General features: G+C 67.4%; 8 protein-coding genes. All 8 read right to left on the bottom strand.

The annotated features are described in order from the left end of the window. Positions 1 to 180 precede the first annotated feature (180 nt). Complete coding sequence (locus PO605_RS19985; RefSeq protein ID WP_052195876.1) at positions 181 to 615, bottom strand: GFA family protein; 435 nt, start codon at positions 613 to 615, stop codon at positions 181 to 183. 97 nt (positions 616 to 712) lie between these two features. Beyond that, the gene (locus PO605_RS19980; RefSeq protein ID WP_047474459.1) at positions 713 to 5,725 is read right to left on the bottom strand and encodes a hypothetical protein; all 5,013 of its coding nucleotides are present in this window, start codon (positions 5,723 to 5,725) and stop codon (positions 713 to 715) included. Positions 5,726 to 6,053: 328 nt separating this feature from the next. Further along, a complete protein-coding gene (locus tag PO605_RS19975; RefSeq protein ID WP_223275358.1) occupies positions 6,054 to 6,389 on the bottom strand; it encodes a hypothetical protein in 336 nt (111 codons plus the stop codon). Between the two features lie 198 nt (positions 6,390 to 6,587). Continuing rightward, positions 6,588 to 7,532 carry an FHA domain-containing protein gene (locus tag PO605_RS19970; protein WP_047474461.1) on the bottom strand — a complete coding sequence of 315 codons (945 nt, stop codon included), beginning with the start codon at positions 7,530 to 7,532 and terminating at the stop codon, positions 6,588 to 6,590. Between the two features lie 119 nt (positions 7,533 to 7,651). Then, positions 7,652 to 9,874, bottom strand: coding sequence for a TOMM precursor leader peptide-binding protein (locus PO605_RS19965; RefSeq protein ID WP_334313818.1), 2,223 nt, complete (start codon positions 9,872 to 9,874; stop codon positions 7,652 to 7,654). After that, complete coding sequence (locus PO605_RS19960) at positions 9,831 to 10,634, bottom strand: class I SAM-dependent methyltransferase (protein ID WP_047475044.1); 804 nt, start codon at positions 10,632 to 10,634, stop codon at positions 9,831 to 9,833. The genes PO605_RS19965 and PO605_RS19960 overlap by 44 nt, the downstream gene beginning before the upstream one ends. 37 nt (positions 10,635 to 10,671) lie before the next feature. After that, on the bottom strand, positions 10,672 to 11,457 hold the full coding sequence (locus PO605_RS19955) for a BMA_0021/BMA_0022 family TOMM bacteriocin (RefSeq protein WP_016446373.1): 786 nt from the start codon (positions 11,455 to 11,457) through the stop codon (positions 10,672 to 10,674). A 17-nt stretch (positions 11,458 to 11,474) separates the two neighbouring features. After that, positions 11,475 to 15,563 (bottom strand): TOMM system kinase/cyclase fusion protein, encoded by a 4,089-nt coding sequence (locus tag PO605_RS19950; RefSeq protein WP_047475043.1) that lies wholly within the window; start codon positions 15,561 to 15,563, stop codon positions 11,475 to 11,477. Between the last annotated feature and the right edge of the window lie 12 nt (positions 15,564 to 15,575).

Here is a 15,575-nt window from a genome sequence, read left to right as displayed (position 1 = left end):
AAGGGCCGGTCCGGATTGCCCTGGTTCTGCTTGTCCGAGAAGACCACCAGCACAGGCTCGTCTGGCGCGCCCTGCATCATAGGTGCCGCCCCAGGGCCGCCACTGGACAAGTCGTCCACCGGTCGACCGGCCGGGCAGGCCTTGGCATCCGGCCGCTTTTGGCCGACCCCATCCGCCCGGTCACCTTGTCCCACCATCCACCCACGCCATCCCCGCCCCCCGGTTCACATGCCGCTGCCTGCCCACGACAAACTCCGAATCCAGCGTGGCCAGTGCGACGGAGATCCATGCGCCTTCTTCGTAATGCTGGCTGTGCCATGACAGCGATGAGCCGCATTGCTGGCAAAAGCAGCGCGTGATGCCGGGCGATGAGGCAAAGGAGCGCAATTGCTCCTGGCCCCGGGTGAAGACAAGGTCCTTTGCCGGCACGCTGCCGTAGGTGGCGAATGCGGCACCGTGGGCCTTCTGGCAGATGCGGCAGTGGCAGTGCGAGACGGCCTGGGGCGTGGAGCGCAGTGCATAGGCGATGGCGCCGCACAGGCAGCTGCCGGTCAGAGGCGTGGTGGCGGGGGGCGCGGCATTGGTGTCGGTCTTGGTGCTGGTGTTGGGACTCATATCTTGCAAGGACAAAAAGGCGCATGCGATTGTGCATGCGCCGATTTGCCGTGTGCTTGCCGCAGCGTCGGACGCATCCAGCCGGGCTAGGCCGGGCTCAGGACTGGAAGTTGCCCAGCACCAGCAGGTCGCCCGGCACGGCCGCGCGGGTGAAGTTGATGTAGTTGTTGGCAGGGAACAGCAGGTTCTTGATGGCGAACAGCGAGACGGCCGAGAAGCTGACGTTCAGCTGGGTGGCGATTTGCTGCGGCACCTGTGACTTGACCTGCTGGTTGACCTTGGCTTGCAGGTCGTCCGATCCCGAAGGTCCGCCGCCGGCCACATGACCCGTGACCGTCACGGCCTGGCTGCTCATGGAGATGCTGATGTTCTGCTCCCGGCCGCTGCCGCTGACGGTCACCGGCGCTGCCGCCTGGACGTTGGAGGTGGCGTCGTTGGTGAACGAGGATTCCCAGGTGTCCGAGCAGTTGGAGAAGCAGGGCCAGTACCTGTAGGTGGTGCTGGTCTTGATGGTCATCGACTGTGTCTTGCTGCCTTGCAGCTGCATCTGACCGCTGCCCATCGGCTTGAGCGTCATGCCCGACAGGTTCCAGGAGACCTTGTTGTCGGGGAAGAAGTATTTCGTGGTGGTCGATGAGCCCCCGCCGCCCATGGGCGAGGAGGTGGTCGTGGTCTGGGTCAGGCTGCTCAGGTCGATGTTGGTCGCGGAGACCGGGGCATTGGTGAACTCCCCCCAGGAGGCCGAGTTCTGTTCCGAGGATTTGCGGCCGGCCAGGCTCCATCCGGATCGGTTCATGGCGCTGGGCAGGATGTCGGAGAAGAACAGCTCGCTGCGGATCAGCAGGGACGTTTCGTTGCCTTGTGGCAGCGGCTCGGGCACATTGTTCAGGAAGGTCAGCGTGGGGTTGAGCAGGGCCCGGTTGCCGGTCTGGATGAACAGCTGAAGGATGTCCACGTTGGCTGCCGTGCGCAGCACCTTGAAGAGAAAGCCCTTGGGCTTGAGTCCGTCGATCACGGGCACGCTGGTCAGGTCCAGGGCATTGATCAGGTAGACGACCGGGTTTTCCGAGAAGTAGGCCTTGATTGCCGCGTTGAGGTCGACCTTCTCCTCGTCGCTGATGTCGATGTTCTCGACGGTGAATGCGCCCTGGGACATGTCCAGCACGACCTTGAGGATCTGCAGTTCCTTGCCCTCCTTGGTGATCTTGCCCTCCACCTTGGTCAGGTTGACGAAGGCCGTGAGCGTCTTGCCCGCGATGGAGACCGGCGCATCGCATTTTTCAGGGGTGTCGCCCATCTGGATGCAGTTGATCTGCGAGCCTTTTTCTATCTGCATTTTCAGCACGACGGTGCTGTTGTTGTTGGCCTGGAAGCTCAGCAGCGGATAGCCATACTCGAGGTCGAATTTCTTGATGGACCACACGCCGTCGATGACCTTGGTCCGGGTCTGCGCGGAGATGGTGTTCTTGTATTTGCTGTCGCGCTTGAGCTCTTCATACTGGCTGAGCAGGGCTTTGTTGATCTGCTGCAGTCCCATGTTGAACACCACGTCCCAGCCATTGGTGGTTGTCCCTGCGGCATTGAGCAGCGAGATCAGCTTGTCCGGCGTGGGCTGTGCGGGGCCTTCGGCCGCAAGGGCCATCAGCGCGCCCCGCACCGCTTCAGTGCGCACGGCGCGCTGGCGGGCGTGGGCCCTGCCGCCCGCGAGCATCGGCACGTCGACGATGCGGGCGTCCAGGACGAAGGTCAGGCGGATGTCCACCGTCAGGCCGGCAAAGGCCAGGCCCCGGTTGGTTTGCGTCTTGGGCAGCGAGATCAGCCAGGAGCCGAAGGGCGTGACGGGGCTGATGTCCGCCGACCATGAATGGCCCTGGTCGCTGAAATCAGGCTGTCCTGTGGCCACGTCGAATTGGTACACGCGCTCGCGCCAGGGTGTGTGAAAGCGCAGCATGGAGCGCTCCACGTTGCGGTCCACGAAGGGCTTGCTTTCGAAGGTCAGCCTGGTCAGCAGTTTGCCGCTGTCTGTCGATTTGACGCCCATGACCTCGGCCACCACGGCCCGCACGCGCAGGTTCACGTATTGGCTCAGTTGTGGCTGGTTGGGGTCGATGGTGATTTCAAAGGCGTTGCCGTTGCTGATGTCCGAGGCCAGCACGCCCTGGATGTCGATGGTGATGGGGCGGGTGGTCGAGGCCTGGTACTGCAGCAACTGCGACTTGGCCTCCAGTGTGGCCTCGTTCTGGGCGATGCGCGACTGCATGAAGTTCATCAGGCTGTAGCTGGCAATCGGCGTAGGGGGCTGCAGCCACGCATATTGCAGCGCCTGGTCCTGCAACAGGAAGGACTTGGCGAAGGTGGTGAGCATCTGGCGGCGCAGGTAGTCCAGGCTCCCCGTCAGGCCGACCAGGTCGATGGCCTGCCTGTCCAGGTCCTTGATCTGCAAGGGGTTGAGCTTGTCGGCCAGGGCGTTCAGGCGCTCCGCCTGACGGTCGTTGAGCACCTTCTGGCGCTGCGTGGAGTAGATGTCGCGAAGGATCTGGTGCAGGCCCGATTGGGCACCGGTCAGCGCTTTGCCCCGCATGACGAGGATCTTGAACGCGGCGACCATCTCGGCCTTGGCTTCGTTGACGCCGCTGCCGCTGGGTCCGGTCGACATCACCACGTCGAGCTGAAGCGACATCTCGTCCCATTGGAGGGTGGAGGTATCGCCATAGTCCATGCCATCGAGCCCGTCCAGCGTCTTTTGCGCGTCCTGGATGTTCTTCACGGTGCCCGAGATGGTGGTGTAGACCTTCATCGTGGCATTGAGGATGTTCAGTGCCTTCTGGATGCGCTGCACGGTCAGGCCGAGGTCCTTGACCGCATTGATCGAGCTGGCGGGCACGAAAACCGACGTGCCCAGGCTGAAGGCGGTGGTGGCCACGTCCAGACCGAACTTTACCCATTCCAGGGTCTCCCACTGCACGACGGCCGCCTTGTAGCGCTGCACCGCCTGGTTGACCTCTGCCTGCTGCTCGAACAGGGCCTTGGACAGGTCGTTGATCTTCTCCTGTTGGGCCTTCGCCTCGGCCTGGCTGGCAGCGATCACGGAGTCGTAGTGGTTCGACAGGTCCTTTGCGGACTTGGCGTTGGCATCGATCAGCCCGGACAGCAGCTTGCCGCTCTGGACGATGTTCTCGTTCAAGGCCTTGCCGACATCGACGGTCAGCTCGGCCTGCTTGCGCTGGTTGATCTGGATGGTGTCTTCGCTGATCTGGCGCTGGATCTCCTGGAGGTAGTCCAGTATCTTTTTGACCGAGGCCTCATAGTCGGAGGCCGGCAGGATGGGTACGAACGCGCCTTGTCCGGAACTGGGCGTGTAGCTGCCCAGGTCCAGGGCGCGAAAGCGCATCGCAAGCAGGTCCTCGTCGCGGGTATCGGCAGGGATGACCTGCGCCACCCATTTCAGGTAGCCGCGCGCCAGTGTGCGTACCGTCACGGCGCCCATCTGGTCGGCCTGCATGCCGAGCACGGCTTCGCCGAAGGCCAGCGAAAACTCCAGGCTGTCCTTGAGGGCCGGCAGCTCGGTGGCAGGGGGCACGCGCCGCACGTCCTCGATGACGCGGGGCCAGCCCTTGGCGTCCAACTCGTAGCGCAGGCCGTCGACCACCAGGAAGTGCCTGTCCCCGTCGTGGTTCTGAAAGCGTGCCGCGCCCAGGAACTGGCTGCAGCCGATGGACAGTCCTTCAAAGCCCGCATTGCTGAGTGCTACCACGTTGGGCAGGCCGGTCGTCCTCATGTCCAGGATGTAGCCGTACAGGCCCACCTTGTCGCCGGGCAGCTCGATGGCGGCCTGGGACCGGACGGCGACCACATAGCCGTAGGACGTGAAGTTGCGCACTTCGGACCGGGCCACCAACTGCATGCCCGCCAGATTCAGGCGGGCCTTGTAGACATTGATGCTGGGCGTGGCAATGGCGGAGACCACGCCGGGCTGGTCTTCCGGGATCAGTGCGGCGAAGTCGCTGGAGTCATGCGGCACGAATTGGGGCTGTATCGCATCGCCGAACACGCTGGACATGGCCGCCTTGAAGACGCGCCGCCACACCGCCGTGCGCTTGTATTCGGTGAAGGTGGTCAACGGCCCCAGCGTGATGGCGACGGGAGCCTGGTCGGTGAAATCCCGGTTCAATCGGGACAGCGATACTGCCGAGTCCACGGAAAAGGGCTGGAATACGCTGTTGCGCTTGGCCCAGGTTTTCTCCACCCAATCCCCGTCTGCAAGGCTTTGCTGGAACTGGGGGCTGTGGCTGAGGTTCAGGATGTTGCCGAATTGCTTGACGAAGCCGAACGCGCCTTTTTCCGCATCCGTGGTGAAGTACTGGAATTTGACGGCATTGGCGCCCGTGAAGTCGTTTTCGGAGCCATTGAATGCCTGCTGCACCCGTGCGAAGCGCTCGGCTTCGTAGGCAAATACCTGGATGATCTGGTCCCCGACCGTGATGGAGGACACGAAATGCGTGCCCCATTCGGCGAAGTTGTCCAGAAAGAGGTTGGCGTCCCTGAGCGTCAGGTCGGCGGCCGTGTCCTGCGAGCCCTCTGCCTGGAAATGGCGCAGCCGCGCCATGGAGCGCATGAATTCGCCATCGACGCCAATGCGTGGATCCGGGCGCAGCGCATGGACCGTGGTGAGGACCTGGTTCTCCTTGGTCGTGTGGCGCAATGTCTCGTCCTGGCGGACTAGTTTGACGAGCGCAAATCGCAGGCTGGTGTCGTGCAGCGAGATGCCCAGTGTCTGGACCAGGCTGTCCAGCGCGGCAGCCCCGGTGGGCGCCGACAGCAGCAAGGCGCCCGCCGGCAGGGACGGTGGCGCCGTGTCTATCGCAGGCATATCGATGCCATAGGGCAGCAGCGCGGTGACCAGGCTCTGTGCGCTCTCGTGGAGGCTGATCACCGGATATCCCCAGTCGCCCCGGCTGCCGGAGGGCTCAGGCGCTTGCGGCTCCATCGGCTGCTGCCGGGGGCGGTGCAGTATGTCCAGCATGCCCCTGGATGGGTCCCACCCCGGCGCGTAGCCTTTGATCAGGTTGGTGGCGGTACCCAGTGCCAGTCCGTTGAAAGCTTCCGTCATACATCCTCCATTGATATCCGTTGAGAGATAAATGAATGGCGCGGTCTGCCCATCGCTTGAAGGGTTGCGGTCTGTATGGCCCGCCGTGGGGGAGCTTGCCGGTCATCGCTTCAAGCCAGCGCCCGGTTTCCTGTGCATTCGACGTTCGGACTCCTGGGGCGTCCTTCGCGGGAATCTCTTTTTGATTCACTGACGGGCAGCAAGAGTGCCCTGCATCCCCGATGGGCGCAGGTGGCCATGCGGGGCAATGGATATCGCCTGGGGGCCTGCCTGCGCCTACGGGCCTTGGCTGCGCCGGCCGCGCCATTGCGGCGCGGCAAGCCGGCCACTAGTCGCCGATGACCTGCAGCCCGCTGCCGTCCCCATGCGCCTGCAGGCACATTCTTCCGAGGTCGTTGAGAAAGCGCAGCACCGGCATCTCGCCCACGCAGGCAGGGATGGCGGCCATGATGTCGTTGTGCAGTTCCAGCAGCTGGTCCGAGGCCACGAACATGGCGGCGGATTCGCCGTAGTAGTGCCGCCAGAAGTCCTGCAGCAGGCCGTGGCGGGCCTTGCCGACGACCAGGGGATAGCCGTTTTCCCAGACCTGTGCGTCCATGGAAAGGCTGGCCAGGCCAGGGTCAACGGGCCGCGCGCTGGCGGGGATCAACAGTACACGTCGCATGTCCATGCTCATTTGCGGCTTCCAGGTGCGCCAGTGGACTCGGGCAACCCGGTCCGGGAGGAGGGTGAGAGGTCCTTGCCGCAGGCGGCAGGAACCGGTTCCCACTTTATTGACGTGTGCACAACAAGAAAATTACAGCTGATTACATGCGGCGAGCGATGCGCCGTGTGCCTGCCGTTCTCCGTTGCAGTTCGCCGCTCAGGCGCTGCGCGCCCCGCCCTCGATCTCGAACGCAAAGTCCCCGAAGCGCAGGCTGCCGCGCCGCCGCTCCACCAGGGCCGGCAAGGCCGCGCATTCGGGCAGGGCGCTGAGGATCTGGTGCTTGGCGCGGAAGATCTGGATGTTCACGTACGACGAATCCACGCCCAGCATGCGCGAGAGCGCGTCGAGCTCTATCCAGCCCTGGCTTGCGGGGGCCAGGCCCTTGTGGGCGTCCTGCTGGCGCACGCGGGCCAGGGTAACCAGGGTGTAGTGATGTATGCGTTCACCCAGCGCGATGGGCTTGCCGTCGCTCATGACGGTCAGGCTGGCGTGCTCCTCGTTCTGGCTGACGTGGAAGCGAAAGGACACGTCCGACGGCTTGGGCGCATGCGGGTCGAAGCTGCTTTCCCGCGTGGATTCCAGGTCGTCGCATTGCACGAATTCCCAGCTGCCTGCCGAGGTGTGGACCATGGCGCCGTCCACCAGGGGTTCGGTGCCGTCGCCGGACTCCAGCAGCCAGCGGCCGTCTTCGAAGAAGACGTTGGCTTCGGGCTCCTGGGCGTCGGGCAGCAGGGTGCCGCGCGGGTTCAGGGCCAGGGGGGCGTCCTGGGGCAGGCCCGGGCCGGGGCTCAGGCAGGTGACGGGCGGTCCCAGGTCTTGCACGGTCCAGGCCGCTTCTGCGCCTTCGCCCATGCTGAGCCTGGCGCCCACGGTCAGTACGGTCCAGCGGCCGGCGACCAGGCGCACGCCGTTGAGCATGGTGCCGTTGCGGCTCTGGTCCACGATTTCCCAGGTCTGCCGGTTCCAGCGGAACAGTGCGTGGACCTGGGAGACGTCGGGCGCCTTCATGACGGTCTGGCAGACCGAGGGGTGGCGGCCGAAGGTATGCAGGGGCCGCAGCACGACGATGCGGCCGTCGAGTTGGTTACGAAAGAGGGCCATCGCCTCGAATTCTCCTTGGGGCTTGTGTGAACAGGGGGTGGGCTGGGGGCGCATTGGCCCGGAGCCTGCAGCCTGTTGCCAAGCTGAGAGAGTACATGCCCGCTGCGCTGTTCAGTTTGTCAAACGTACAGAGCCTGCGGATTCAGTTCGGATTCCTGCAGCGGCCGGCTGCGCCAGCCCAGGGCCACGGGTACGTTGCGCAGCCGTGGATTGCCCAGTTCCGGCCAGATATGGCACAGGCCGGGAATCACGACCTTGACGGTGTGCACAGGGATGTCGGGGCGCGAGTGGTCGTAGACGATGGTCTCCAGGCCCAGGCCGCGTGCGATGTTCACGCAGCGCGCAATGGCCTGGGCAATGTCTGGCGGCGCGGTGTCCGGCGTGTGCCCAGACAGAGGCGCAGGCTGTTGCGGCGGTGCATCGGCGCTGTCCGCAGGGTGCAGGAAGGCCTGCAGTGGCTCGGGCACGGCAAAGCTTTTGCCGGCCGCGATCAGCTGGCTGATTTCGGTGAGGGCGCGTTCGCAGGCCAGGGCGCGGTCCAGGCTGCAGCCAAAGCCCACGGCCCATTGGCCGGTCTGTGCATGACGGCCCACGGAGACGACCACGGGTATGCCGAAGTCGTGCGTGATGTCCAGCAGCCAGTACGACCATTGCGGGCCGCAGCTGCGGTCCAGTCGCTCGCGTGTGGCTTGGTCGATGCCTTGCAGCGCAATGGCGGGCCTGCGGATCTGGCCGTACCACCAGATGGCGGCGGCGTCGCGTTCCACCAGTTCCATGAAGCCTTGGAGGATGGCTTCTTCCCGCGTGTTGCCTGCGGCGCAGCCGTTGGAGGTCCAGCCCACGTGGTGCTGGCTTTGCGCGGGCGCATGGGCCAGGCAGAAGGCCAGCGGCAGGTAGCGGCGCGCATCGGCGGTCAGGGACCAGGCGGGAGCCCACCACAGGGGATCGCCCTGGCCGGCGCTGGGGGCCACGGCATGCGGCGGCCTGTCGGTGGCAAAGCCGGCGGTCTGCCGGTCGCTGAAGCGGGCCAGCGCTGTGGGAGGAATGCAGGGCGCATCCAGCTCGGCGGCGGGGGCGACGACCACGGCTTCATCGCCCTGGTGGAAGGCGGCGTAGCGCTCCACGGCTTCGCACATGGCGCTGGCGCGGGCCTGCATGGCCGACAGGCCCTTGCCCAGGCACAGCTGTGTCGGGGGGCCTGCCAGGAAGCCGCTGCCAGGCGCGGGCGTTCTGAAGATTTCGCTGCGGTAGACGGTGAGCGCTTCGTCGGTCTCGGCCGTCAGCGGCGTGACCCGGGCAATCACGCCGGTCAGCGGGCTGACGTGTCGGGACAGGCGCTGCACCGTGGTCTCGGCCGGCACGCTGCGCCAGCCGCCGTCGGCGCGCGCGGCATGCGTGCCGGGAACTGGCGCAATGCGTTCACGTTGGCGCAGTGCCATCAGCCCCGGGGTGCCGCAGTGCGGGCATTGTGGGCGGGCGGCCACGGGGTGGGCCTGGGGGGGCTCCAGCGTCCACACGGTTTGCGCCGCATCGGTGTGCGCCAGCAGGCGCTGCACCATGGGCAGCAGGGCCTGCAGCCGCGTGGCGATGAGGTCGGCGCCGGCGCGCACGGGCGGGCAGCGGCCGCTGTCGTGCGGCGGGCCGCCTTGCGCGGCGCGTGCGGGATGGTTGCGTTGCCAGCGGTGCGCCAGGCAATGCCAGCAGGCCGATGCGGTGCCGGCATGGGGCGTGAACAAGGGCCCGGCCATGGCCTGCTCGCCCGCGGGCCGGACCAGCAGCCAGGGCCGGCCTGCGGCACGCTGGCCGGCGTCGATGGCGCCCAGGCGCGGGTCCAGGTAGTCGTCGCAGAAAACGATGGTGAGCGGGGCGGGGGCGGGTGACTGCGTGGCCACGGCCGCAGCCCAGTGGCAGGCGGCTGTGCTGTCCAGCGCTGCAGTCAGCAGGACGATGTCGATCTGCTCCGATGCCTGCAGGCGCACGGGCGGGGCCGAGAAATCCGGTTGCAGATAACCGTGGCCGTTCACGTCGCTGTGCAGCACCGGCTGTACCAGGCCCTGGCGCAGCAGGGCGCCCAGGGCGTGCAGCATCTGCGCAAGCGGCGCATCGGGCGCTGTGGCGCAGTGCTGCATGAGGCTGGTGCCGGCCTGCAGCGGGGCGTTGAGCGCCAGCACGGCGGCGGAGCCCAGGGCCAGGGTGTCGCGTTCGCTGGTCAGCAAAAGGCGGTCGCCCTGCTGCACGGGGGAAAGGAATTTCTCGTGCCAGCGGAAGGCGTCGGCAAACAGGTCCGGGGCCGCAGGCTCAGGCAAGGGACGGGGCTCCCAGTTCAAGGCGGACGACGGCATACGGATGCTGGCCGGTGGTGGCGTGGAAGGCGGTCTCGAACAGTTGGTGCTGCTGCGAGAACCGGGCATACAGGTGCTCCTGCAGGCTGATGCGGATGGCGGGGTGGATGCGCTCCATCTGGGCGCCGTCCGCAAAGCCGGAGACGACGGGCAGCCGCATGCCGCCCACCTGCATGGGCAGCCGTGCAAGGGCCGGGTGCACATGGTCGAGCACCACGGTACACGGCGGGCTGCCGGGCGCGGCAAAACGCTGGGCCAGCTGCTGCAGCATGGCCTCCAGCGGCGCCTGTGGAAGGTAGGGGCAGACGCCTTCGAGCAGCACCAGAACGGGCTGGTTGCCGGGCAGGGCGGCGGCGTCCAGCCAGGAGGTGTCGAGGATGGAGCAGGCAAGGCGGGTTTCGTCGCCGTCCATGTATTGATCGCGCAGCGCAATGGCGTCGGGCAGGTCCACGTTCAGCCAGCGTGCGGTGCCGGCCAGGGCCGCCAGGCGGCTGCGCCGCGTGCACAGGCCCGCGCCCAGCGCAATGCACAGACCGGACGGATGCGCGCTCAGGAATTGCGTGGTGAGCCGGTCGAACAGCTGCGTGCGCAGCACCACGCTGCGCACAAAGGCGGGGTCGGCGGCGTGCGCCTCGCTGGCCTGGGGCAGCGCCGCCGCGATGCGGCACGCCTCGGGGTCGGCAAAGGGCGGCAGGTCGTGCAGCTCCGGGGGAGCTGCCGCACCTGCAGCGCGGGCACGTGCCGCCAGAGTCAGCAGCAAGGTGGTCGTGGCCCCTTGCAGCTGCGCCGGTGCCGTATCAGCAGGTGAAGGGATAGGCGTCACCGGTGTTGTTGTAGGAGGTGAGGGCGATGGCCCACAGGTCCTGCTCGGCGGGTGCCACCGGGTAGTTCAGCACGATGCCGTTCTTGATGGCCGTGCCGTCTGCGCGCTGCAGGTTCCACTCGCCGCGCGCGGCGTCCCAGGTGAAGGCCTGTTCGGTCTCGAAGCGGACCTGGAAGTTGAACGGGTTGTTGTAGCCCAGCCATTGGCTCAGCACGGGGGCCTTGTCCTTGCCGTCGTCGCGCGTCAGCTCCGCGTGGAACTCGGGCGACTGCCAGGCCAGGGCGATGGCGCGCAGCACCACGCCGCCGAAGGCCAGCAGCGAGTCGGGGCCGCCGCCGGGGATGCCCAGGCCCGTGGGCAGGGCAGCCCTGAGCATGCCGTTGTTCGGTTCCTCGAACGAGGTGCTCACGCCCATGAAGTTGGGGAACAGCTGGTAGTAGGCGGCCAGGGCCTCGGAGGCATGGGTCTGGGGCGCCTGGGGCAGGACGATGACGAATTCATCGTCGGGACCGATCCAGCCGGCCGTGAGCACGGGCTTCCATTCGGCGCGCTGGGTGGGGTCGTCGCTCAGGCGCAGCGACACATCGACCTGGGGCCACTGGGTCGGCAGGTTGAAGTCGCGGTGCAGCATGGGCTGGATGTCGCGCTGCCCCAGCAGGTCACGGCGGTAGGCGTCATCCTGCCAGGAGCGGGCGATGGCCCGCAGGTAGGCAAGGCGGAATGCGAGCAACGGTTCAGTATTCTGCAGCTGGGTGGTCATGTGACTTCATCCTCGGTTCAAGAAAAATGCGCCTGGCCGGGCAGGGGCCCGGACAGGTGCACGGACAGTTCAGGCCGCAGCGCGGCCAGCTCACTCAGGCGCGCGGCCACGTCCGGCCTGGCGGGTGCCAGGGCCTGCGACAGGGCCAGCGCCTCGGTTTCGGTGCGGTACTTGCCGGCGGTGCGCGCAGTCCCGGCGGCCTGGGCCAGGCTGTCCTGCACGGCTGTGTGGTCGGCGCCCATGGCCAGCAGGAAGCGGGCCTTCTTCAGGTGCAGCTCGCTGCTGTGCAGCCGTTCGTCCAGCACGTCGGCCAGGCGCAGGCATTCGTCGATCTTGTCCAGGGCCTCGGCCCAGCGCCCGCTGGCCGCCAGCATTTCGGCGACGAAGGAGCGGTAGTAGGTCTGGCAGTAGCGGCAGCCCATGTCCCAGAGCAGCTGCGCCGTGCCGCTGGCGCGTTCAATGCCCTCGGCGCTGGCGCTGCCTGCGCCGTCACCCAGCGCCCAGCAGCGGATGATGTCCGCATAGCCCGAGAACGCGGGCAGGCCGTAGCGGGCCGTGATGTCCAGCAGCTCGCCCGTGGTGGCCAAGGCGCTTTCCTTGTCGCCACGCGCCTGGTGGACCAGGGCCTGGTAGAGCAGGGCCATGCTCAGGGAGGGAATGTGCGAGACCTCGTGCGCCAGGCGCACGGCGTCGTTCGCATCGGCCAGCGCGGCCTGGTCGAAGCCGGCGAACCAGCGCACCAGGGCGCGCCCGCAGGTGGCCCAGACGCGCGTGTCGAAGCCGAACTCGGCCGCATGGTGGGCATGGGCCACGGGGTCGTAGCGGGTGATGGCGTCGGTCAGCGCTTCTTCGGCCTGCTCGAATCGGCCGTCGGAGTAGTGGGCCAGGCCCAGGTAGGTCTGGGCGGCCACCAGCACGCCCGTGTCCTGCTGGCGCACGGCCTGCTCCAGCAGGCGGTGGCTGAGCTGGCGCACTTCCTCGCGGTTGCTGGCCACGTGGTGGTAGGTGATCAGCATCCACAGGTGCTGCACCTGCTTGTAGTCGGCCACCGCATTGGCGCCGGGGCCGGCCAGCAGCTCCTGCGACAGCGCGATGCTTTCCACCACCTGGGCATGGGCCCAGCCGTGCTTGTTCATCAGCGCCTGGGTCACGTAGCTGTTGACGTCCAGCCGCGCCTCGCGCTGGGCCACGCCCTGGAGCTGTTGCAGCCAGTCGTCGATGTGGCGCGCGTAGGCAATGGTTTCATCGTTGAGCGAGCGCAGCTGCGTGATGCGCAACTGCCGCACCGCAAGCGCCACGGCCTGGGCGTGGTCTCCGGCGTCCGCCCAGTGCTGGGCCACGCCTGCGGGTTCCGCTGCAACGCGCTGGGGCTGGTGTTGCATCAGGGCCAGGGCCACGTCGCGGTGCAGCAGCCGGCGCTGCGATGCCAGCATGCATTCGTAGGCCGTGTCGCGGATCAGCGCGTGGCGGAACATGAAGGCGCCGGCGCCCGCACGTTCATCGGCAATGACCAGGCCGGCCTGGCCCAGCTGCGCCAGTTCCTGCTCGACCTCGCCTTGCGGGCGTTCCACGCAGGCGCACAGCAGGCCGAAGTCGAAGTGCCGGCCCATGGTGGCGGCCAGTTGCAGCAGCGGCTTGAGCGGGCCGATGCGGTCAAAGCGGCTGACCAGCGAGTCGCGCAGGGTCAGCGGAATGGCGGCCGGCAGCCCGGCATGGCGAAAGTCCCAGACGCCGTCCTGCTCCACCAGGTGGGCATCCAGCAGCATGCGCGCCATTTCCTGGATGAACAGCGGCACGCCGTCGGTGCGCTCCACCACGTGGCGGATCACGGCGGGGCTGAGCCTGCGCGGCGCCAGCGTCTGGCGGGCCAGCTCGGTGGCCTGTGCGTCTTCCAGGCGCCGCACGTCCACGCACTCGGCCTGCAGGCCTTCGGGCGGCTGCCATTGCGGACGCGCCGTGAGCACCAGCAGCACGCGCCGCCCGGGCAGGCGCGCTACCAGTTGCTCCAGCAGTTCGATGCTGGTGGGGTCGGCCCAGTGCACGTCCTCGACGACCAGCAGCAGGGGCTCGGCTTCGGACATGTGCAGCAGCCATTGCGCGGTGGACTGCAGCAGCAGCGCCCTTTGCATGACGGCCGAGATGCGGCTGGGCTCGCAGTCGCCCAGGGGCAGCGAGAGCCAGGCGCACAGAATGGGCAGGGCGGCCTCGGCATCGCAGCCTGCGGCGCGCAGGGCTTCGCGCATCTGCTCGCGGTGGTCCTGCGGGGGATCGGCCGCCTCCAGCCGCTGCCGTATCAGGCCCAGGAAAGGGGTCAGCGCGGTGTTGCGATGCTCGGGCTGGCATTGCAGCACCACGGTGTTCGCGCCCTGTGTCCTGGCGTGGACGAGCAGCATGTCGGCCAGGCAGGATTTGCCGATGCCCGGCTCGCCGCGAATCCACAGCGCATTGCCCCCGGCTTCGCGGGCCCGCGCCCATGCGTCGTGCAGGCGCTGCAGTTCGGGTTCGCGGCCTATGCACTGCAAGGCTGCATCGGACACAGGTCCCTGCAGTAGCTCGGCTGGCTGCTCCAGCTCCAGGCGATAGGTCTGCATGCCCGTGGGCTGGCCGGGCAGGCGCAGGCTGCCGGCCTTCTCGAAGCGCGCATGACGCGACAGCAGGCGGTGGCTGCTTTCGCTGGCCAGCAGGGTGCCCGCATCGGCGATGGCCTCCAGCCGCATGGCCACGTTGACGGCATGGCCCGAGGGCGCTTCGCCGCCGACCACCACGGCCATGCCGGTGTGCAGGCCCATGCGGATTCCGAGGTGCAGTCCGTGGACCTGCTCGATGGCGGCTGCGCGGCTGCGGCTGAGCGTCAGCAGCTCCTGGGCCGTCATGCCGGCCTGGCGGGCATCGGTGTCGCTGGTGTGCGGGTAGCCGAAGAGCACCAGCATGCGGTCGCCCAGCGTGCCCGCCAGCATGCCGCCGCGCCGGGTGGCAACGTCGGAGAACAGCGTGAGTTCCTCGCGCTGCAGCAGTTCGATGTCTTCGATGTTCAGCCCCTGCGAGGGCTGGCTTGAGGTGCCCGTCGTGCCGTCCATGCCGTGGGTGTCGCTGCCCGGCCAGAGGGAGACGCTGCAGCACAGCACGGTGAGCTGGCGCACTTCGGAGAACACGCGTGTGGTGGCCACGGTGCGTGTCAGGTCCGCCTGCTGCACCTGGGCGGCGGCGGGCAACTGGCCCACCAGATCGTCCAGCCGCACGCGCATGAGGTCCCTGAGCAGGGCCGCCGCCGAGTCGCTGCGCTCCGCAGGCCGCTTCTTGAGCGCCTTGCGCAGCAGGGCGGCGATGGGGTGGGTGGAGATGGCCGGCGGCAGCTGCACTTCCTGCGGGCTGAGCTGGCGGTGCACGATCTCGGCCACCGAGGCGCCCTGCACGGCGGGCGTGCCCGTCAGGCATTCGAGGAACATCAGCCCCCAGGCATACAGGTCGGTGCGGGCGCTGGGCGGCTCGCCGCGCAGCTGCTCGGGCGCGCTGTAGGCCGGCGTGCCCAGGCACTCGTCGCCCATGGTGAGCTGCGAGACCTGCGGGCCGGCAAACTGCGGGATCACGGTGCCAATGCCGAAGTCCAGCACCATGGCGTGGCGCACCGCGCCCGTGGAGGTGACCATCACGTTGTCGGGCTTGAGGTCGCGGTGCACGATGCCGGCGGCATGCGCGCAGTCCAGCGCATCGAGCACCTCGGCCATGAGGCGGCCGGCCTCGGCGGCAGTCAGCACGCCCTGGCGGCGGATCAGGCTCTTGAGGGTCTCGCCGGGCACATATTCGAAGACGCCGTAGACGCAGTCGCCTTGCTCGCCCTTGTCCAGCAACTGGACGATGTGCGGATGGTGCAGGGACGCGCACAGCATGGTCTCGCGGTGGAAGCGCTCCACCTGGCGGCCGCCTTCCTGCAGCCTGACGACCTTGATGGCCACCGATGCACCCGTGCGCCGGTGTCGCGCACGGTAGACGGTGCCGTAGCCACCCGATCCCAAGGTTTCCAGCAGTTCGTAATCGGGTATTTCCAGGGGGGCTGGCGCCACCGGGGTCACCGCAGCTTGCGTGGGGTTGGTGATGGCATCGTGCATTTCAGCCTCTGT

This window comes from Delftia sp. DT-2 (assembly GCF_028401915.1).
In the GTDB taxonomy this organism is placed as follows: domain Bacteria; phylum Pseudomonadota; class Gammaproteobacteria; order Burkholderiales; family Burkholderiaceae_C; genus Comamonas; species Comamonas tsuruhatensis.
The sequence above is the reverse complement of the archived record's forward strand: the minus strand, read 5'-3'. Positions and strand labels throughout refer to the sequence as shown.

Excerpts from the sequence above, each read along its gene's own strand:
- PO605_RS19975 (WP_223275358.1), bottom strand. The coding sequence starts at position 6,389 with ATGCGACGTGTACTGTTGATCCCCGCCAGCGCGCGGCCCGTTGACCCT.
- PO605_RS19970 (WP_047474461.1), bottom strand. The coding sequence starts at position 7,532 with ATGGCCCTCTTTCGTAACCAACTCGACGGCCGCATCGTCGTGCTGCGG.
- PO605_RS19980 (WP_047474459.1), bottom strand. The coding sequence starts at position 5,725 with ATGACGGAAGCTTTCAACGGACTGGCACTGGGTACCGCCACCAACCTG.
- PO605_RS19955 (WP_016446373.1), bottom strand. The coding sequence starts at position 11,457 with ATGACCACCCAGCTGCAGAATACTGAACCGTTGCTCGCATTCCGCCTT.
- PO605_RS19985 (WP_052195876.1), bottom strand. The coding sequence starts at position 615 with ATGAGTCCCAACACCAGCACCAAGACCGACACCAATGCCGCGCCCCCC.
- PO605_RS19965 (WP_334313818.1), bottom strand. The coding sequence starts at position 9,874 with ATGCCGTCGTCCGCCTTGAACTGGGAGCCCCGTCCCTTGCCTGAGCCT.
- PO605_RS19950 (WP_047475043.1), bottom strand. The coding sequence starts at position 15,563 with ATGCACGATGCCATCACCAACCCCACGCAAGCTGCGGTGACCCCGGTG.